Source organism: Methylobacter sp. sgz302048, assembly GCF_052162025.1.
Lineage (GTDB): Bacteria > Pseudomonadota > Gammaproteobacteria > Methylococcales > Methylomonadaceae > Methylobacter.
Window position 1 is genome coordinate 1,731,137 of the sequence record NZ_CP197401.1, and the last position, 18,753, is coordinate 1,749,889.

At 54.8% G+C, this 18,753-nt stretch carries 13 protein-coding genes; 12 read left to right on the plus strand and 1 reads right to left on the minus strand.

Features of this window, described 5'->3' with window-relative positions:
• The first annotated feature begins 192 nt into the window (after positions 1-192).
• The 7 genes from ACTNE6_RS08140 to ACTNE6_RS08170 all read left to right on the plus strand — a co-directional run bounded on the left by ACTNE6_RS08140 (position 193) and on the right by ACTNE6_RS08170 (position 7,804).
• On the plus strand, positions 193-1,191 hold the full coding sequence (locus tag ACTNE6_RS08140; protein WP_194972250.1) for an acyltransferase: 999 nt from the start codon (positions 193-195) through the stop codon (positions 1,189-1,191).
• A 406-nt stretch (positions 1,192-1,597) separates the two neighbouring features.
• Positions 1,598-2,140: a lysozyme gene (locus ACTNE6_RS08145; protein WP_442499277.1), complete on the plus strand. Its 543-nt coding sequence runs from the start codon at positions 1,598-1,600 to the stop codon at positions 2,138-2,140.
• 4 nt (positions 2,141-2,144) lie between these two features.
• Positions 2,145-2,615 (plus strand): lysozyme inhibitor LprI family protein, encoded by a 471-nt coding sequence (locus ACTNE6_RS08150; protein ID WP_442499278.1) that lies wholly within the window; start codon positions 2,145-2,147, stop codon positions 2,613-2,615.
• Positions 2,616-2,788: 173 nt separating this feature from the next.
• Positions 2,789-3,808 carry an efflux RND transporter periplasmic adaptor subunit gene (locus ACTNE6_RS08155; protein WP_442499279.1) on the plus strand — a complete coding sequence of 340 codons (1,020 nt, stop codon included), beginning with the start codon at positions 2,789-2,791 and terminating at the stop codon, positions 3,806-3,808.
• Positions 3,808-5,559, plus strand: a complete 1,752-nt coding sequence (locus ACTNE6_RS08160) for an ATP-binding cassette domain-containing protein (protein ID WP_442499280.1) — start codon at positions 3,808-3,810, stop codon at positions 5,557-5,559. Before ACTNE6_RS08155 ends, ACTNE6_RS08160 begins: the two co-directional genes overlap by 1 nt.
• Positions 5,556-6,689, plus strand: coding sequence for an ABC transporter permease (locus tag ACTNE6_RS08165; RefSeq protein WP_442499281.1), 1,134 nt, complete (start codon positions 5,556-5,558; stop codon positions 6,687-6,689). Before ACTNE6_RS08160 ends, ACTNE6_RS08165 begins: the two co-directional genes overlap by 4 nt.
• A gap of 2 nt (positions 6,690-6,691) precedes the next feature.
• Positions 6,692-7,804 (plus strand): ABC transporter permease, encoded by a 1,113-nt coding sequence (locus ACTNE6_RS08170; RefSeq protein ID WP_442499282.1) that lies wholly within the window; start codon positions 6,692-6,694, stop codon positions 7,802-7,804.
• A 129-nt stretch (positions 7,805-7,933) separates the two neighbouring features.
• On the opposite strand, the gene ACTNE6_RS08175 is transcribed toward ACTNE6_RS08170, so the two are convergent.
• Positions 7,934-10,615, minus strand: coding sequence for an Ig-like domain-containing protein (locus ACTNE6_RS08175; RefSeq protein ID WP_442499283.1), 2,682 nt, complete (start codon positions 10,613-10,615; stop codon positions 7,934-7,936).
• An 822-nt stretch (positions 10,616-11,437) separates the two neighbouring features.
• On the opposite strand from ACTNE6_RS08175, the gene ade reads away from it, so the two are divergent.
• The 5 genes from ade to ACTNE6_RS08200 are packed head-to-tail and all read left to right on the plus strand — an operon-like array spanning position 11,438 to position 18,153.
• Positions 11,438-13,072 carry an adenine deaminase gene (ade, locus tag ACTNE6_RS08180; RefSeq protein ID WP_442499284.1) on the plus strand — a complete coding sequence of 545 codons (1,635 nt, stop codon included), beginning with the start codon at positions 11,438-11,440 and terminating at the stop codon, positions 13,070-13,072.
• 4 nt (positions 13,073-13,076) lie between these two features.
• Positions 13,077-14,480 carry an FAD binding domain-containing protein gene (locus ACTNE6_RS08185; protein ID WP_442499285.1) on the plus strand — a complete coding sequence of 468 codons (1,404 nt, stop codon included), beginning with the start codon at positions 13,077-13,079 and terminating at the stop codon, positions 14,478-14,480.
• Entirely contained in the window at positions 14,470-16,728 is a 2,259-nt protein-coding gene (locus ACTNE6_RS08190; RefSeq protein WP_442499286.1) for a xanthine dehydrogenase molybdopterin binding subunit, read from the plus strand. Before ACTNE6_RS08185 ends, ACTNE6_RS08190 begins: the two co-directional genes overlap by 11 nt.
• Positions 16,716-17,198, plus strand: a complete 483-nt coding sequence (locus tag ACTNE6_RS08195) for a hypothetical protein (protein WP_442499287.1) — start codon at positions 16,716-16,718, stop codon at positions 17,196-17,198. Before ACTNE6_RS08190 ends, ACTNE6_RS08195 begins: the two co-directional genes overlap by 13 nt.
• Positions 17,191-18,153 (plus strand): XdhC family protein, encoded by a 963-nt coding sequence (locus tag ACTNE6_RS08200; protein ID WP_442499288.1) that lies wholly within the window; start codon positions 17,191-17,193, stop codon positions 18,151-18,153. Before ACTNE6_RS08195 ends, ACTNE6_RS08200 begins: the two co-directional genes overlap by 8 nt.
• Positions 18,154-18,753 lie beyond the last annotated feature (600 nt).

Sequence of the window (18,753 nt, forward strand, 5' to 3'; positions counted from 1 at the left end):
CCAATAAGGCTAACGTCCCAAAAAAGTCGATAAGGCTTAGACAGCCCTGAGCGAAAGCAATACAATCCCCATTAATAAAGAATGCGGGCTAAGCTAAACATCCAGGCCGGCTTAGTCCAACACACATTTATCTGTCATGCTCGCGCACGACAGATAAAATGCTTATTTGTTAGCAGTCAAAAGGGTGCTCAAATGGTTTGGTTGGATAATTCGAGAATAATCGCAATTTTCGCCGTAGTTTTTTTACATGTAGCGGCTGGCGTTGTGATTGAAAGTGTTATTGGCACAGAAAGTTGGTGGGTTGGCAACCTCTATGATTCACTTGTTAGGTGGTGTGTTCCCGTTTTCGTGATGATTAGTGGAGCAGTGTTACTTGATCCACACAAAAAGGAAGATCTAAAGACTTTTTACATAAAAAGGCTATCAAAAATATTTATTCCTATTCTTTTTTGGTCTCTTTTCTTTCTATTATGGGCAGTGTTAAAGGGCTTCGTTAAAGCAGAGCCTTTGTCCTTGGCTTACTTAGCCAGAAAACTTATATCGGGGAAACCGCATTACCATATGTGGTTTTTATACATGATTATACCGCTTTACTTGTTTACACCATTCTTTCGGAAGATTTTAGTCAACTCTACTCGCAACGAAATTACCACCCTAGTTATTATTGCCATGTTTTTATCGGTGTTAAGCGGTATTGGTAACAAGGAATCTCCACTTTTTACTAACTGGTTCTTATCCTACATACCATTTTTCTTTCTTGGTTATTTAATCCGATCTGATGAGCGCAATCATTCAAAGCTTATTTTATGGGGTGTGTTTATAGTTTCATTCATCTTAACAGCAGTGGGGTGTTACGTTGTGGCAAGCAGAAAAGGTTTAGATGCTGGGCTATATTTTTATAATTACACCGGTATCACTGTGGTTCCCATGTCGGTCAGCGTTATGTATCTTTTAAAGTCGTGGACTTTGCCTATTGGCAATGTAGCCCTAAGCAGAAAGTTATCGCTTTTAACTTTGGGGGTTTATCTAATACACCCTGTAATCCTGGAAACCATTCAATATCTCGGATATGGTCCATTCATTTTCTACCCAGCAATATCCATTCCGCTCATAGCTATAGTTGTTTTTTGTTTATCTTTAATTGGAGCGTGGTTAATATATAAAACGCCATATTTATCTCGTGTTATTTGAAAGCTGCTAACAAGGCGCCACCAGACGTAAATTCCGCTTCCGCAATCCGTAGGGCGCAATACGCTTGCGCTATTGCGCCCTACGGATTGCGCCTCACCGAGTTCTGTCAAATACTGGATTACTTAACAACTAACCCAACCTACGCTATTATTTATCGTTGGCTATCATTTAGGGAGTTAATTATGGTTTCATACCGTATTCCAGGGCCTCTAGGGGGATTAATAACAGAGGATATCGACGAAGGCACCATGTGCAGGACAGCTAGTCCAAGGCCTGGACCTTTAGGAGAATCAATAGACTATATTGACAAAAATACTATATCCCAATCAAGTAGCTTCAGATCGAAACATTGGGAGCGACTCTTGACGACTCTTATAAACCTGCCATCGCTAGCCGAATGCCTAACGTGTCTGAAACAATATCAACATCCGATATGAAAGCAGTTAATGAGCTTTCGCTTAGTGATCGAGGATTAACTCTGCTCAAAGATATAGAGCAGCTTCGCTTGCAACCTTATGATGATCAAACTGGTAAGGAAATTATCGCATGGACCGTCGGCGCAACTATAGGCTATGGCCATTTAATTAAAAGGACCGAATGGGATACTTACAAGGACGGTATTACGGTTAGCGCCGCAAGCATATTGTTTGAGCAGGATCTATCTCCCTTTGTCAATGCCGTCCGTTCAAATATAAAAGTTAAATTAAAGCCGCAGCAATTTGATGCGCTAGTTATGCTAGCCTTTAATATCGGTGCTGGAGCAAGTGGCTTTTCCGGTTCATCAGTCGTTAAGCTGGTGAATGATCCTGAAGTTGAGACCAATTACAAAAATCTTGAAGCAGCTTGGAAAGCTTGGAGTAAATCCCAAGGTAAGGTGATGAAAGGGCTCGAAAATAGAAGAGCATGCGAATGGAATGTTTATTCACAAGGTATTTACAAAAAGTGGTGAGACAATGTTTTTAATCGGGCCGAAAGCAAAAACTTTTTTTCTAGCAGCATGGTTGCTCGCACAGGCGTCTTTTTGCTTTGCCATCGATAATCCGGATGTGCCCGATCTCGTTGCAGACTTTGAATCGCGCAGCAAAAAATATGAACTCGTTGTTGAGAAACAAGCGCAAAACCAAGAGGAAATCCTCAAGGCATATGTTCAGTACGGTGACTTTCTCGATCAAGAACTCAACCAGGCCTATACGGCTTTAAGCAAACAACTTAATGCCAATAGCAGAAAGTCCTTGCTGCGTTCGCAGCGTCTATGGATTCAGTTCCGCGATGCGGAGTACAACTTTATCGATAATAACTGGACATTAGACAATTTTGGATCGTCGTCGGCTATTTCTCGCAGTGCATATCAAACAGCCATTATAAAGAATAGAGTGGTTGAGCTATTGCATTACTTAAAAAACTATCCTGAAGCTAACAAGTAAACTCCTGCACGATCCTTGTGCTACGCAGGCTCAAACGTTTGGGCTGTTCACGAAGGCCGAGGTTTGTATAATCCGTAACTCGATAAGGCGCAATCCGTAGGGCGCAATAGCGCGAGCGTATTGCACCCTGACGGCGTAGGATAGATGATAGATTATCAATATTTGGATTCGGCATGAGATCACTGAAAATTATCATTATCTTGGCGATTATAGCCGGCATTGCGGTTGCCGCCTGGTATGCCAGCCGTCCCAAACCGGCTGACAAAAACAGCTTGACGCTATACGGCAATATCGACATCCGCCAGGTTGAGTTGAGTTTTCATGACACCGAATACATAGCAAAGATGCATGCGAAGGAAGGCGATCAGGTCAAACAAGGCCAGCTGCTGGCCATGCAGGATCTGGAGCGTTTTCAGTATACGATGGACAACGCCAAAGCCAAGGCCGAGGCCCAGCGTCAGGTGGTGGCAAGACTGGAGGCCGGCTCGCGTGTTGAAGACATCCGCAAGGCGCAGGCGGATGTCAAGTCGGCGCAGGCAGCCGTGGCGTTCGCGCAAAAGGAATTCGACCGGATGCAGGAGATGGTCCGGAGGAAATCGGCGCCGCAGCAATCATTGGACCGCGCCCGCTCGGAGCTGGATGCGGCCCGCGAGCGGATGCGCGCCTTGAAAGAACTGCATGAGCTTGCGGTTATCGGCCCGCGCGTGGAAGACATTGCTGAAGCTAGGGCGCAGCTGGAAGCCGCTGAAAGCGCGTTCAAGCTGGCGAAAAAAGCCTGGCAGGACGCCCATCTCTACGCGCCTGCCGACGGCATCATCCAGGACCGGATTCTGGAGCCCGGCGATATGGCCAACATCAACACGCCGGTTTATACGCTGGCGCTGGTCGATCCGGTCTGGGCGAGAGCCTATGTGCCCGAAAACCGGCTGGGCAGGCTGAAATACGGCATGCCGGCGCGCATCAGGACGGACAGCTATCCCGATAAAGTCTATGACGGCTGGGTCGGTTTCATTTCGCCAACGGCCGAGTTCACGCCGAAAACCGTGGAAACGCCGGAGCTTCGCACCAGTCTGGTTTATCAGGTGCGCGTTTTCGCCTGCAACCCGCAAAACGAATTGCGCCTTGGTATGCCGGTTACAGTCAACATTCCTCTTGCTGAAAGCAATGCACCGTCCCCCTGCAAGGAGCGGTAATGCCCGATTCACGCATCGATCAGCCAGTTTTCGCACTCGAATTCCGGGGCGTCAGCAAAAGTTTTATTGCCAGCCAGCGCACCGTCAGTGCCTTGCGGAATGTGTCGCTGGCGTTGCCGAAAGGCACGGTGGCCGGTCTGGTCGGGCCGGACGGCGCCGGCAAAACCACGCTGATGCGGCTGGCGGCGGGATTGCTGCTGCCGGATTCGGGCCGTGTCACTGTATTTGGATCCGACAGCGATAGTCAGGCCGAACAGCTTCGCAGTTTGATCGGTTATATGCCGCAACGCTTCGGCCTGTACGAAGACCTCAGCGTGGCGGAAAACCTGAACCTTTATGCCGATCTCCACGGCATCGGTCAGGAGGCGAGGCAACAGCGCTTTCAGGACCTGACCCGCATGACGAACCTCGCGCCTTTTTCCGAACGCCTGGCCGGCCGCTTGTCTGGCGGCATGAAGCAGAAACTCGGGTTGGCCTGCACGCTGCTCAGCCAGCCGCAATTGCTGTTGCTGGATGAGCCCAGCGTCGGTGTCGATCCGGTGTCGAGACGGGAGTTGTGGAGCATTATCGATCAGCAGGTGAAAACGAGCGGCACGACCGTGCTGTTAAGCACGGCTTATCTCGACGAGGCCGAGCGCTGCATGGAAGTCATGCTGCTGGATGAAGGCGAACTGCTGGACCACGGCAGACCGGAAGCTTTCAGGCGAAAAGTCCAAGGGCATTGTTATCGCATCACGCATCCCGGGCTTTCCAACCGCGACCTGCAAAACCGCCTGAGCGGCCAGCCCGGCATTACCGATGCCGTCATTCAGGGCGAGGCGGTACGCATCGTTTGCGACAGTGAAGATGCGGTCAATGCTGCGCTGTCAAGGGCAGACAACGGCAAAACCCGAATCGAGACTATCGCCCCGCGGCTGGAAGATGCCTTTATCGAGCTGTTGAATAAACGCCGCGCGCCGATCCGGCAAGCAGACAGGATAACGGAACCGTCCGCGCCTGCCGCCGATGAAGAGGTCATTCGCGTTGACGGCGTCGACCGTTGGTTCGGCGACTTTCAGGCGGTAAAAAAATTGAGCTTCACGGTCAGGCGCGGCGAGGTCTTCGGACTGTTGGGCGCAAACGGCGCCGGCAAAACCACGACTTTTCGTATGCTGTGCGGATTGTTGCCGGCCAGCAGCGGCCAACTGCGGGTCGCCGGCGTCGATCTGCGCAAGGCGGCGGCCAAGGCCCGTGCGCGGATCGGCTACATGTCGCAAAAGTTTTCGCTGTATTCGAATCTGAGCGTGAGTCAGAATTTGGCGTTTTTCAGCAGTGTTTACGGTTTGAGCAATGCGCGCCGTGACAACAGAATCCAATGGGCCTTGCAACAATTTGAACTGGAAGCCAACAAAGACGCCAACAGCGGCGATTTGTCGCTGGGCTACAAGCAGCGTCTGGCCATGGCATGCGCCTTGATGCACGAGCCGGAAATCCTGTTTCTGGACGAGCCCACGTCCGGCGTCGATCCGCTGGCCAGGCGGGAGTTCTGGAACCGCACCAATCGTCTGGCTGCAGCCGGCGTCACGGTGCTGGTGACCACGCATTTCATGGAGGAAGCCGAATACTGCGATCGCTTGGTGATCATGGCCGAAGGCGATATCTTAACGGCTGGCACGCCGGCTGAGATCAAGCGGCAGGCGCGCACGCCGCTCTTGCCCGATCCGACCATGGAGGATGCGTTTATTCAACTGATACAGGCAAAACGGCCATGAGCGATTCAAGAGCCAGAAAGCGTATGCGCCTGAAGGGACTGATCGCCAAGGAGTTCCTGCAAATCTGGCGCGATCCGAGCAGTTTGGCCATTGCTTTCTTGCTGCCGGTGCTTTTGTTGTTCATGTTCGGTTATGGTGTTTCGCTGGACGCCAAACGGGTGCCGATAGGTTGGGTCGTGGAGAATACCACGCCTGAGGCCGCGAGTTTCACGGCGGCCTTTCAGCAGTCCGAGTATTTCCAATCATTTTATTTTGCCGATATGGCGGCCGCAGAACACGCGCTCCTGAATAGAAAAATCATGGGCATTATCCGGCTGCGCGAAAATTTCAGCAGCCAGTTGTTCAAGCAGAATTCGCCGGCCATCCAGGTCGTTGTCGATGGTGTGGATGCTAATACCGCGCGCCTGGTTTCGGGCTATGTGCAAGGCACATGGAATGAATGGCTGAGCCATTTGTCCAGGTCGCGCGGCACAACTCTGTCGAGGCCGGTCATCGCCGAGCAGCGGATCTGGTACAACAGTGCGGTGCTGAGCAAGGACTTTCTGGTGCCGGGCCTGATTGCCATGATCATGACGCTGACCGGCGCGCTGTTGACGGCCATGGTCATGGCCCGCGAATGGGAGCGCGGCACGCTGGAGGCCATGATCGCGACGCCGGTCACGATGGGCGAAGTCCTGCTGGGCAAGCTGGTTCCGTATTATCTGCTCGGCATGGGTGGGATGCTGCTGTCCATTGCCATGGCGGTGTTTCTGTTCGACGTGCCGTTGCGCGGTTCGTTTTGGGTATTATTGCTGACCGGCACGCTGTTTCTGCTGGTCGCCCTGGGCATGGGGCTGTTGATCTCGATTATCGCCAAAAACCAGTTCGTCGCCGGCCAGGCTGCCATTGTCGTCACTTATCTGCCGGCCTTTCTTTTATCCGGATTTATTTTCAATATTAACAGCATGCCGACGGCCATACAGGCGTTCACGTATCTGGTGGGCGCGCGTTATTTCGTGGCGATTTTGCAGACGGTATTCCTGGCCGGCGATGTCTGGCCCGTCATTCTGCCCAATGCGCTGGCGCTGGCATTGATGGCGGCCGTGTTGTTCGCGCTGGCTGCGAAGAAAGCCCCGAAACGGCTGGAGTAATTATGTGGGCCATGATTCATGCGCTGTTGATCAAGGAATTTCTGGCTGTGCTCCGGGACAGGAAAAGCCGCTTCATTTTGATCGGTCCGCCGATGATTCAGCTTTTCATATTCAGCTATGCCGCCACTTTCGATCTCAGCCATATTCCCATTGCGGTCTATAACGAGGACCCGGGCATTGCCTCGCGCGATTTTATTGAGCGCTTTACCGCGGCGCCGGCGTTTACGGAAGTTTTGAGAATCACCCGTCAGGAACAGATCGCGCCGGCCATTGACGAGAAGAAGGTGTTGGCCGTACTGCATCTCGGCCCGCATTTCAGCCGCGATCTGTATTTGGGCCGGAAGCCTGCCGAAGTGCAGATTCTGATCGACGGCCGCGATTCCAACACGGCGCTGATCGCCCTGAATTACATGCAAAGCATAGTGGCGGCGTTTAATCTGGACTGGGCCGAGCGGCATCGCCTGCCGCTGCCGCCCGCGCAATTGCAGATCAGGGCCTGGTTCAACCCGAACCTGGAAAGCCAGTGGTTTATCGTTTCCGGCATCGTGGGACTGCTGACGCAGGTCGTGACCGTCATCGTCACAGCGCTTTCCATTGCCCGCGAACGCGAGCAGGGCACCTTTGACCAGTTGCTGGTGACGCCGCTGACGCCTTTTCAGATATTGGTGGGCAAAGCGTTGCCGGCGATGATTATCGGCATTCTTGAAGCCTCATTCATCATTTTCATGGCCGTGTTCTGGTTCAAGGTTCCGATGATCGGTAGTCTGGCTGCGCTGTATCTGGGCGTGGTGCTGTTTGTGCTTGCCAATATCGGCATCGGCCTGATGATCTCATCGCTGTCTGTCACTCAGCAGCAGAGTCTTTTGGGGGCATTCCTGTTTTTAGTGCCGTCCGTCATTCTGTCCGGCTTTGCCACGCCGATCGCCAATATGCCGCCGTTCGTACAGGAGCTTACATTGCTCAATCCCTTGCGCTATTTCCTGGTTATCGTCCGCGGCGTTTTTCTTGAAGGCCTGCCGATGTCCGTATTGCTTTCGCAATACTGGCCTTTGGCCGTGATCGGCAGCGTCACGCTGATCTGCGCCTCCTGGCTGTTCAGGCGGCGCATGTATTAAAAAATGGCGATTGTGCTGATCGTAATATCGGCTCGTGGCGCGAGTGCTGGCTCTGCCTGTGGTGGGCGCGATGGTTAAATAAGCAAAGATAAATCGATTTCACGCCCATAATGAGAAGCCCGTCCTTAATTACTGCCACGGTTTTTCATCGATGGGAGGCAAACTGGTCAATTTAAACACCACAGGGTCAGAGCCTGCTACTAACTCCATTTTGGCAGATACAGTCGTCTGGCCCATTCTGGCGCCATTTTGTATCAGCCTTATTTCGGGCAGATCGATTTGTCCATTGTCGGGGTTAAAAGTTGCGGCAGTATTCGAAGACACTGTGGTCAGTTCAGCGCTATCCAGCTGGAATCCGTAGCCGGTCGGGCTGCCTTTGAGCGGAATGAGCCTTAGCGTTGCACGGTACTTTTGATTGCCGACCTTGACAACCGGCAGCGTCATGACACCGCTATCAGAAGAGTAAACAGCCGGGGGCGAAATATTCGGAAGATTGGGGCTTTCCAGGGCAAAGAGCATTGAGGCAGAGCCAGCTACCCATTTTAGTCGGGCATCCCCGCTGCCTTGACTGACGCCCTCGGACATCAACGTTACCGAAGGTAAAAGCAGTTGTCCGGATTTAGGGTCATAAGTCGCGGCAGTATCCGAAGAAGCCGTAGTCGGTACGGCGCTATCCAGTACAAAGCCGTAGCCGGTCGGGCTGCCTTTGAGCGGGGTGATTCTCAGCGTTACCCGGTAGTTTTGATTGCCGACCTTGACGACCGGGAGCGTCAGCATGGTGCCGTCAAAAGAGGCGTTAAGACCCGCGCCTGTCCCGGAGCCGCCGCGTGTTGCGATGATCTCTACAGCGGCATAGTTCCAATGATTGCCGGTCGGCTCGCTGTCATGGATATCCACCAGACCGAGGGCATCGGATGGTGCACTGGTCGATTGCACCCAAAAAGTATTGTCGGCTCCTGTATCGATTCCCTGATAGACGAGTACTTGCCCAGGTACGGGCTTTCGGGCTGCTGCACCGCTCCAATCGTTGCCGACCGCCCATACCCAGTTACCTGCCGCTATGCCGGGCAGGGTGATATTAGGTGCGCCGGATGAACCGCCTGTGATGCCTTGAATGCCTGTGCCGGCGGCGTGGGTGAATGCAACGACAATGAGCGAACCGTCAAAAGAACCTTTCTCGGGGGCTGACGTGACTGTGGCGTTGGTCAGTATGCCAGGTGCTCGTGCTGACCAGATTTCTGCCGTACCGCCTTGAGTATTGCTGCGTTTGACAAGTTGCCAGCTCAGGCCGGCGCCGCTTACCGTGGTCGTCTGAGCCTGATTGGCCGGACCATCATAGGCTACAAAAGCAATGAGCAAATCGCCCGCTGTCGTAGTGGAAAACGGGGGCGTGGTTAGTGCCCCAGGACCTTCCTGGACCACAACGACTTCTTTACCGATAACGTCTGGCGGCGGCGCAGTGTTGTCCACGGTGACGGTTTGTTTTGCCGGATTGCCCGCATTGTCGGTATTGCCGGTTTGTCCGGCCGCATCGGTGGCCGAGGCGGTCAGCACGTGTGAGCCGTCAGCTGCAGTCTTGGTGTTCCATCGAGTCATGAAGGGTGGTCTGGTGATCGCAGAACCTAGCGGTTTGCCATCGATAAAGAACTGAACGCGCGCAACGTGCCTGTCATCGGTCGCTGTCGCGCCAACCTCAACAATGCCGGACACTGTTGAATTAGCCTTAGGTTGAGTTAATGTGATGGTCGGGACCGTGGCATCTTTCTCGCCCTGGGCCGCAGGTAGCACTACCACGACGGGTGAGGTGCCGGTGCGCCCGGCCGCATCAGTGATTTGGGCGGCCAGCCAATGGGTGCCGTTCGTTACGGTCGTCGTGTCCCAGGCAAAGGGGTAATTCGGCGCCTGGGTGCTTTTACCCAATGGCGCGCCGTCGAGAAGATACTGTACGCCAGCATTGCCGGTTGCATGCGCATTTGCTCTGAGAGAGATAGTGCCGAACAGGTGATCGCCGTCCGGAGGTGATATCATGACAATGTCAGGCGGTGTCGAATCCGGGAATACGGGATCGGATGTTTGTATGACCGCATTATCTTTGATGACGATCTTGATGCCGGTAATGTTGTTTTTTTCGTTGCTCTCGACGATGAAATTGTTCGGGTCAGCGATCGCCCGGAACCAATAAGTGCCATCGGGCAGGCCTGGCTTTTTGGTAGCGGGATTAATGGGGAGGGGAATAGATTGGCCTTCATCATTGTAATCGTAATTATCTACATAACCGACAGCTATACCCCGCAGAGACCTTGGGTCAGTACACGGTCCTTGATTGGTGAAGGCACCAAAATTCGGCAGTGTTTTATCATAGGCGAACGAGTTGACGATGCAAAAACCGATTTTGGGACTCAGCGCAACGGGTGCTCCGAGGCCGCCATCCGGAGCAACCGAGTAAAGCCCGAAGGCTGCCAAGGGGTAGTGGAAGTGCCCATGCTCGGCGTGAAACTCGAACGCGCCGGCTATGCGAATCTTTCGGCTGATCGACCATTGGCCGGCGTCGAGTGAGTAAATATGCTGGAGGCCCTGGAAATTGCCGGACGCCTCATTGTAATTGGGCTGGATCTCGAACGGGCCTGGACCCGCATTGGCAATATTGTGCGTGTAACGGAACTCCAGTCCGGTATTTGTCGGCACAATCTTCATCTCCTCTGCCGGGATGATATTCCATAAATCAGGCAACTGCTCGGCGGCTGTGCCGGGGGCGGGTGCGGAAAAGCTGCTTATTGCCAAGAGTGAGACAAGAATAGTCTTACTAGACATATAGACTCCTTAGAAATCTAAGTAATTACAGGCTCGGCTGGCAAATCGAATAGCCGCTTCCATACGCCAAGGTCAAGACTCTCTGCGGCTTAGGCAGAATAGATCAGTGCATCAGTGATGCGCGCCCTTATGTCGTCATATGAATTGCCTGGCTTAATCACGGTCAGCTTATACCGTGCGGGAAGGCAGGCAAGTTGGACGTTGCCAGTTTCTTATGTCTGAATATTCTTCTGCGATTTGTTCGGCCTCCAGGTCGCTTGGTTGGCATTTGCGAAATGCCTTTTTATCTCGAAGGCAACAGGCTAATTCTTCGCCTTCTGCATAGAGGTTGAGGCATAGATAATTCCGGTATTATTCATATTATCAACGCGCTAGGCGTGCTTTAGGGGCATAAGTATTCCTCGTTCTTATTGAACCTGACAATGGGTACAAATACTTAAGAATCTGTTCAGCCTCTCTGCAGCAACGTGCAATGGCGGAAAAACCAGTCGGCTTTCGCCGCAGCAGCGAATCTGATGTATTATGCTCAATGAATTGGCATCGTAACGTCAGTGAATAACTGATGTTACGCAGTTAGTTGAGATTTAATTAAAGTGTCGCTGGCGCGACGGTTTTATTTAATCGGGTTTATCGCACCCGAAGGCGAGTTACTTGCTTTTAACAGCCTGTGTAGGCTGGGTTGGAGCTTTAGCGAAAACCCAGCATGGATGGCCAAAATGCTGGGGTTATCAACCCTGCCTACCGCCGCTAAAAGCGCCGGTGCTCGATGCGGCAGACGGGATGAAACCGCACGTGCGTAACATCAGTGAATAAGAGGGGGATATGCACCAAGGCAGTGTGATAGCAAATATTGTTCAGCCGCTGGAGCGGCGGATTTTTCTGGCTGAAGTACGCTGGGAGCGGGGCATTATCACCGCTATAGCCGAACTGGGTTATGAAGACCCGAACAAGACTTACCTGTTGCCCGGTTTCATCGATGCGCATGTCCATATCGAAAGCTCGATGCTGACGCCGGCCGAGTTTGCGCGCATCGCCTGCCGGCACGGCACCGTGGCAACGGTTTCGGACCCGCATGAGATCGCCAATGTGCTCGGGCTGGAGGGGATTCGCTTCATGTGCGACAACGCCGCGCTGACGCCGCTGCCGATCCTGTTCGGCGCACCGTCCTGCGTGCCGGCCACACCGTTTGAAACGGCCGGCGCGCGTCTGGAAAGCGAACAGCTGGACTATCTGTTCCAGAACAAGCTGACCGGCTATCTGTCGGAAATGATGAATTATCCGGCCGTGCTCAACAACGATCCGCAGATCATGGCGAAGCTGGACCTGGCCAAACGTTACGGCTGCCCGATCGACGGCCACGCGCCCGGCTTGAAAGGCGACGCCATGCGGCGCTATGCCGAAGCGGGCATTTCCACGGACCATGAGTGCAGCACGCTCGACGAAGCGCGCGCCAAACTGGCGACCGGCATGCATATCCTGATCAGGGAAGGCTCGGCGGCGCGGAATTTCGATGCCCTGCATACGCTGATCAGCGAATATCCTGAGCGCGTGATGTTCTGCAGCGATGACAAGCATCCCGATGATCTGGTCGCAGGCCATATCAATCTGCTGGTAGCCAGAGCCGTCGCCTACGGCCATGCCGTTTTTGACGTGCTGCGCTGCGCCTGCCTGAATCCGATAAAACACTATGGCTTGGCCGTTGGCCAATTGCGGGTCGGCGACCGCATGGACGCCGTGGAAGTCGAAAATATCAACACATTCAAACCGATCAGCACCTGGATAGCTGGGCAGAAAGTCGCGCAGCAGGGTACAAGCCTGCTGACCCGCATCAAGCCTGAGCCCATCAATCGCTTTAATGCCAGTCCTATAACGGACGCCCATCTGGACGTGGAGGCGAAGGGCAGGCAAATCCGCGTCATCAAAGCGGCCGATGGCGATCTGTTCACGCAGGAAATGCTGCATGCGCCCAGAATTGAAAATAACAGGATAGTGCCCGATCCGGAACGCGACCTGCTGTTGCTGGCCGTCGTGAACCGCTACCAGGACGCCCAGCCGGCGCTGGCGTTTATCGAAGGCTTCGGACTGAAGCAGGGCGCCCTGGCTTCGAGCGTTGCCCATGATTCCCACAATATTATCGCGGTCGGCGCCGACGCCGAATCCGTCTGCCGGGCCATCAATGCGGTCATTGCCGCGCAGGGCGGCATTGCGGCAGCCGACCAGGACGGCGTCGAGCTGCTGCCGCTGCCGATCGCTGGCCTGATGAGCCATGACGATGGCGATACGGTCGCGGCGCGCTATGCGGAGCTGAACGCGATCGCCAAGAAGATGGGCTCGCCGCTGCGCGCGCCGTTCATGACACTGTCTTTCATGGCGTTGCTGGTGATTCCCGAATTAAAGCTGAGCGATCAGGGCCTGTTTGACGGCCGGACGTTTACCTTTACGTCGTTGACGGTGTAAGACCATGAGCCAGTTTCTGCTTAATCAGCATCTGGTCGAAGAACAATTGCCGGCCGGCATGGTCATGCTGGATGTGATGCGCTGCCATCGCGGTCTGACCGGCACGAAAGACGTCTGCCGCGAAGGCGATTGCGGCGCCTGCCAGATCCTGCTGGGCAAACGGCTGGCCGGCGGGCTGCGCTATCAGGCCGTCAATGCCTGCCTGCTGCCGCTGGGCGCCGTGGCCGATGGCCATGTCGTGACGATCGAAGGCCTGAACGGCGAACGCCTGAATCCGATCCAGCAGGCGCTGGTCGACAATGGCGCGATCCAGTGCGGTTACTGCACGCCTGGGCTGGTCATGGCATTGACCGGCTTTTTCCTGAACAGCCTGATCTCGGATGAACATGCCGCCGTCGATGCAGTAGCGGGCAATCTGTGCCGCTGCACGGGCTATGCCGGCATCAAGCGAGCCATTAAACAGCTGTGCCGGCAATTTGACCTGGCCGGTTCGTCGATGGATCGCCGAATTGAGGATCTCGTACACTGGCAGATCCTTCCGGCATATTTCTTAACGGTAAAAGAAACGCTGGCGGCATTGCCGCCGCATCAGGAAAAAGCATCGCCCGATGTCGTGTTCGTGGCCGGCGGCACGGACCTGTTCGTGCAGAAACCGGCCTGGCTGCAGGCGCAGCCGCTGAATTTCTTGCCCGCTTCGGAAGGCGGCATTCGCCATGAGGGCGGCGAATGCGTCATCGAAGCCGCGGCGACGATCGAGCAGCTGCGGACATCGCCACTGTTTCAGCAGTGGTTTCCATCCGTGGCGCAGGACTTTGAACTGATCTGTTCGGCACCGGTCCGGGCGCGCGCAACAGTCGGCGGCAACCTGGTCAATGCATCGCCGATCGGCGATCTGGCTGTGTTTTTCCTAGCCCTGGATGCGCGGCTGGTCATCGCATCGGCAACCGGCCGCCGGACAGTGGCTTTGAAGGACTTCTTCCGGGGCTACAGACAAACCGACCTTCAGGCCGGCGAGCAGGTTCTGGAAATCCGGTTTGATACAGCCGTCGCGCAGAGTTTCAGCTACGAGAAAGTCAGTAAGCGCACGTATCTGGATATCGCCAGCGTCAACTCGGCCATGAGCATCGAGCATGCCGGCGGGCGCATCATCAAAGCCCATCTGGCCGCCGGCGGCATTGCGCCGGTTCCGTTTTATCTGGCGGCAACCAGCGCCTATCTGCAGGGCAAAGCGATCACGGCCGCAACCGTCCTGGAAGCCGTCGACATCGCCCAGGGCGAGATAGCTCCGATCTCCGACAGCCGCGGCTCCGCCGGCTACAAGCGCTTGCTGCTAAGGCAGCTGATATTCGCGCATTTTCTGAAGCTTTTTCCCGACACCCTCTACTGGAAGCAGTTACATGCACGCTAGCGATATCGATTTGCACGCACAGGGCGCAGCCATTTTTACCGACGACATGGCCGAACCGGCCGGCCTGCTGCATGCCTGTCCGGTCGTATCCAATATCGCCCACGGCCTGATCGAGCGGATCGATTTGCAGGAGGCCTTAGAGCAACTTGGCATCGTTACAATTCTGCTGGCCAAGGATATTCCGGGCAGCAACAACATCGGCAATGCCGCACCCGATGAAGTGCTGCTGGCTGAAAAAGAGGTCGTTTATCAGGGCCAGCCGATCGCCGTGGTCGTGGCTGAATCCGCAGCCATCGCCAGGCAGGCGGCCGGATTGGTGCGCGTCAGCTATAGCGAATTGCCGGCCGTGTTCGATGCCCGCATGGCGCACGCGCAAGGCCTGCATATCGCGCCGCCGCGCATTTTCTCGCTTGGCGATGTCGATCAAGCCTGGCAGGTCTGCGATGTGATTGTCGAAGGCTCGGCCGCGTCTGGCGCGCAGGAGCATGTGTATCTGGAAACGCAGGTTGCTGTCGCCTATCCGCTGGAGAACGATTGCCTCAAGGTCGTGTCGGCCACGCAATCGCCCAGCATGGTGCAGCGCGTTATCGCCCGAGTACTGGATTGCGCCATGCATCAGGTGGAAGTCGATGTCGTGCGCCTGGGCGGTGGTTTCGGCGGCAAGGAAGAGCAGGCGACCGGTTGGGCGGCCATGGCGGCGCTGGCGGCCAGCCGCGTGAACAAGCCGGTCAAAATCAGACTGAACAGAGGCGATGACATGCGCTGGACCGGCAAGCGCCATCCCTATGATGCGGATTTCAAGATCGGCCTGGACAAGACTGGCAAAATCCTGGCTTACGAAGTCTGTTTCTACCAGAATGCCGGCGCGGTCGCCGATCTGTCGCTCGCCATACTGGAGCGGACGCTGTTCCATGCTGGCAACAGTTATTTCATCCCCAATGTGCGCGCCACGGCCGTCAGCTGCCGGACCAATCTGCCGCCCAATACGGCTTTCAGAGGCTTCGGCGGGCCGCAGGCCCTATTTGTTCTGGAAGCGGCGATTTTCAAGGCTGCCGCGGCGCTGAATGTCGATCCGGCCAGCATTCAGCAGAAAAATCTGCTTCAGGAAGGTCAGCAGTTCCCGTATGGCATGCAGGTCGAAAACTGCCGGGCGCAACGGTGCTGGCGGCAACTGCACGAAAGTTTCGGTCTGCCGCAGCGGCAACGGACCATTGAAAACTTCAACGCCAGCCACAGCCTCGAAAAAAAAGCGCTGGCCCTGATGCCGATCTGCTTCGGCATTTCTTTTACCGCCACCTTTTTGAATCAGGCGGACGCTCTGGTGCACGTCTATGCGGACGGTTCGGTCAGCGTCAGCTGTGGCGCTGTTGAAATGGGGCAGGGCGTGAAGCAGAAAATCAGGAGAATAGCCGCGCTGGCGTTTGCCATCGACGAAGCCCGCGTCAGAGTCGAAAGCACCAATACCGCGCGCATCGCCAACATGTCGCCCACGGCGGCCAGTTGCGGCGCCGATCTGAATGGACAGGCGACATTGCTGGCCTGCCGGCAGATTCTTCAACAGCTTAGAACGGTTGCGGCCGGATTGCTGGGCGGCGACGCCGGGCCTGAGCAGATCAGCATCCAGCAGGAGCAGGTCTTTTTAAACGGCCAGCCGATGGCAATAGGCTGGAATAAACTCGTCAGCGAGGCCTATCTGTCCCGCTCGGCGCTGTCGGCGCATGCCCATTATGCAACGCCCGAAGTTTTTTTCGACAGGAGCAAGGAGCAGGGCAGGCCGTTTGCCTATCATGTCTACGGCTGCGCCGCCGTGGAAGTATCGGTCGATTGCCTGCGCGGTACTTATCGCGTCACCGACGTCAGCATCGTTCATGACGGCGGCAGAAGCCTTGCGCCCGCTATTGACCGGGGGCAGGTGGAAGGCGCCGTCGTGCAGGGGCTGGGCTGGATGACCATGGAGGAAATCCTCTATGATGGTCAGGGCCGGCTGCTGACCGATAGCCTGACCACTTACAAGATTCCCGACATTTATTCCGCGCCGGAGATTGCCGTCGAATTTCTGGACAGCGACAATCCGGCCGGCCTCATGCATTCGAAAGCCGTCGGCGAGCCGCCGCTCATGTACGGCATCGGCGGTTACTTTGCCCTGGTTAAGGCGATACGAGCCTTCAATCCCGGCTGGCAAGCCGAAGCCATCGCACCCATGACGCCGGAGAAAGTACTGCTGGCGCTGTATGAATGCGATTACTGACGTTGCGTAACAGCCTGTCCGGCGCGCTGGTTTATGCAATAGGCGACAGCATTGCGGCGCTGCTGACAGGAGAATTCCAGTGGTCTCGCCTGATCGGCATGCTGCTGCTAGGCGGCACTTTATATGCAATCGAAATTCCGACGTATTTTGCCTGGCTGGAGCGGCGCTTCGGCCATCATGACATCCACAGCCGCATCGGAAAAGCGTTGATGGCCCAGGCTTTTTTTAACCCGCTCTGGATCGCGAGGCATATGGCGCTGATTCACTGTTTTTCAGGCCGGTTTGCCGAAGTGCAATGGCATCTGCTGAGTGTCGGGCTGGCTTCCTTCGTGCGGATCGCGCCGATTGGCTTCGCGGCCAATTATGTGATTCAACATTTCATCCCGTTGCGCTGGCGTTTTCCGGCCAGCGCGGCATTTTCCGCCTCGATGGCGGTTTATTACGCATTGAGTGTGAAGTTCTTTGGCTAATCAGGCAATATTCTGGCAACGGCTCGCAGACGGGCTGGAACGGCACGGTTCCGCCGTGCTGATGATCGTGGTCGGTAGCCAGGGCAGTTCACCCGGCAAGGCCGGCGCGAAAATGGCGGTGCTGGCGAGCGGCGAGTGCTTCGGCACGATTGGCGGCGGCGCGGTGGAGCACAGCCTGGTCGAAAAGGCCCGGTCGCTGCTGGCGCAAGGTTCGTTCCAGCCCTGCTTGAGCCGGCAGCGCCACAATCTTTTGGGGACGGAAGGGCAGGCGACCGGCATGCTCTGCGGCGGCGAGCAGACGGTCCTGTTGTACGGCTGCCAAGCCAGCGACAGCGCGGTTTGTCATCTGGCCGGCAACTTGCAGGGCGTGCTGACATTGTCCACGGACGGCATGGCATTCGACCCGGCGCGCACCCTGCCCGGACAAAGCTTCCTGCAAACCGCAAGCAGTTGGCGCTACGAGGAAAACGTCGGCCTCCGCAGGCAGGCCTATCTGATCGGAGGCGGGCACGTCAGCCTGGCGCTGTCAAAGATTCTTGCCATGCTCGATTTCGAGATTACCGTCATTGACGAGCGCGACAACCTGGATACGCTCAAGCACAATACCGACGCGCATCATAAAAAGATCATGCCGTATCGTTTCATAAGCGATGCCATACCGGAAGGCAATCAGGTGTTTGTGTTCATCATGACGCATAGCCACAAAACCGATGAAAAAGTGGCCGAAAGGTTGGCCGGCAAAAAAGTGCGTTATCTGGGCCTACTGGGCAGCCGGAACAAAATAGCGCAAATTAAGTCTAACCTCGGCGCCAAGCTGCCTGCCGAAACTTTGCAACGCATCCGCGGGCCGATCGGATTGCCGATCAACAGCCATACGCCAGAGGAAATCGCCGTCAGCATTGCGGCCGAGCTGATTCAGATAGTAAATGGCGGGGATAGCGAAGGGGGTAAATAGAGAGTGCAAGGATATAGGGGCGATTTCAGTCGTTCTTTAAAACTGATCACCTGAGCTTTCAATTCCTAAGTTAACCTGAATTCGGGATGAAAAAGGGAGCAGGTTGTTGTTATCACTGATATGGCATGTGTCCCGGGACACATGCCGGGCTTTCCAAAAAGCAGCAGGCTTTTGTTGAGTGCGAATACCCTAAAAGGTACAGGTAAATTTGCACCTATACGCATATTGCGTCGAACGATTACCCTTTCTTCATGAGGCTTAAACTGAATTGAGGTTAAATTAGGCAGTCTCGCCCAGTCGGCCAAACTTGGCGGCAGAATTATGAATTGTCCAGAGGGTTGGTTGAATTTCTATAAGTGCTTTTACTATAAGTGCAAATACTATAAGTGCTCATACTGATTACCTACAGTTCCACAGATCTATATAATTTGTCAAAAATCGCTTAAAGGTTACTTAATTGCACGCGATCCAAATTGGATGAGTAGTACGATAGCATTACCTATTGGTCGCCTTACTGTAAGTGTTAGATAAAGTTTGTCCTCTTAATAATTAATAGCCAAAGTTTATCGTCTTATACCAAGCGTTAGCATTAAAGTTCAA

Excerpts from the sequence above, each read along its gene's own strand:
- ACTNE6_RS08140 (WP_194972250.1), top strand. The coding sequence starts at position 193 with ATGGTTTGGTTGGATAATTCGAGAATAATCGCAATTTTCGCCGTAGTT.
- ACTNE6_RS08150 (WP_442499278.1), top strand. The coding sequence starts at position 2,145 with ATGTTTTTAATCGGGCCGAAAGCAAAAACTTTTTTTCTAGCAGCATGG.
- ACTNE6_RS08155 (WP_442499279.1), top strand. The coding sequence starts at position 2,789 with ATGAGATCACTGAAAATTATCATTATCTTGGCGATTATAGCCGGCATT.
- ACTNE6_RS08160 (WP_442499280.1), top strand. The coding sequence starts at position 3,808 with ATGCCCGATTCACGCATCGATCAGCCAGTTTTCGCACTCGAATTCCGG.
- ACTNE6_RS08165 (WP_442499281.1), top strand. The coding sequence starts at position 5,556 with ATGAGCGATTCAAGAGCCAGAAAGCGTATGCGCCTGAAGGGACTGATC.
- ACTNE6_RS08170 (WP_442499282.1), top strand. The coding sequence starts at position 6,692 with ATGTGGGCCATGATTCATGCGCTGTTGATCAAGGAATTTCTGGCTGTG.
- ACTNE6_RS08175 (WP_442499283.1), bottom strand. The coding sequence starts at position 10,615 with ATGTCTAGTAAGACTATTCTTGTCTCACTCTTGGCAATAAGCAGCTTT.
- ade (WP_442499284.1), top strand. The coding sequence starts at position 11,438 with ATGCACCAAGGCAGTGTGATAGCAAATATTGTTCAGCCGCTGGAGCGG.
- ACTNE6_RS08185 (WP_442499285.1), top strand. The coding sequence starts at position 13,077 with ATGAGCCAGTTTCTGCTTAATCAGCATCTGGTCGAAGAACAATTGCCG.
- ACTNE6_RS08190 (WP_442499286.1), top strand. The coding sequence starts at position 14,470 with ATGCACGCTAGCGATATCGATTTGCACGCACAGGGCGCAGCCATTTTT.
- ACTNE6_RS08195 (WP_442499287.1), top strand. The coding sequence starts at position 16,716 with ATGCGATTACTGACGTTGCGTAACAGCCTGTCCGGCGCGCTGGTTTAT.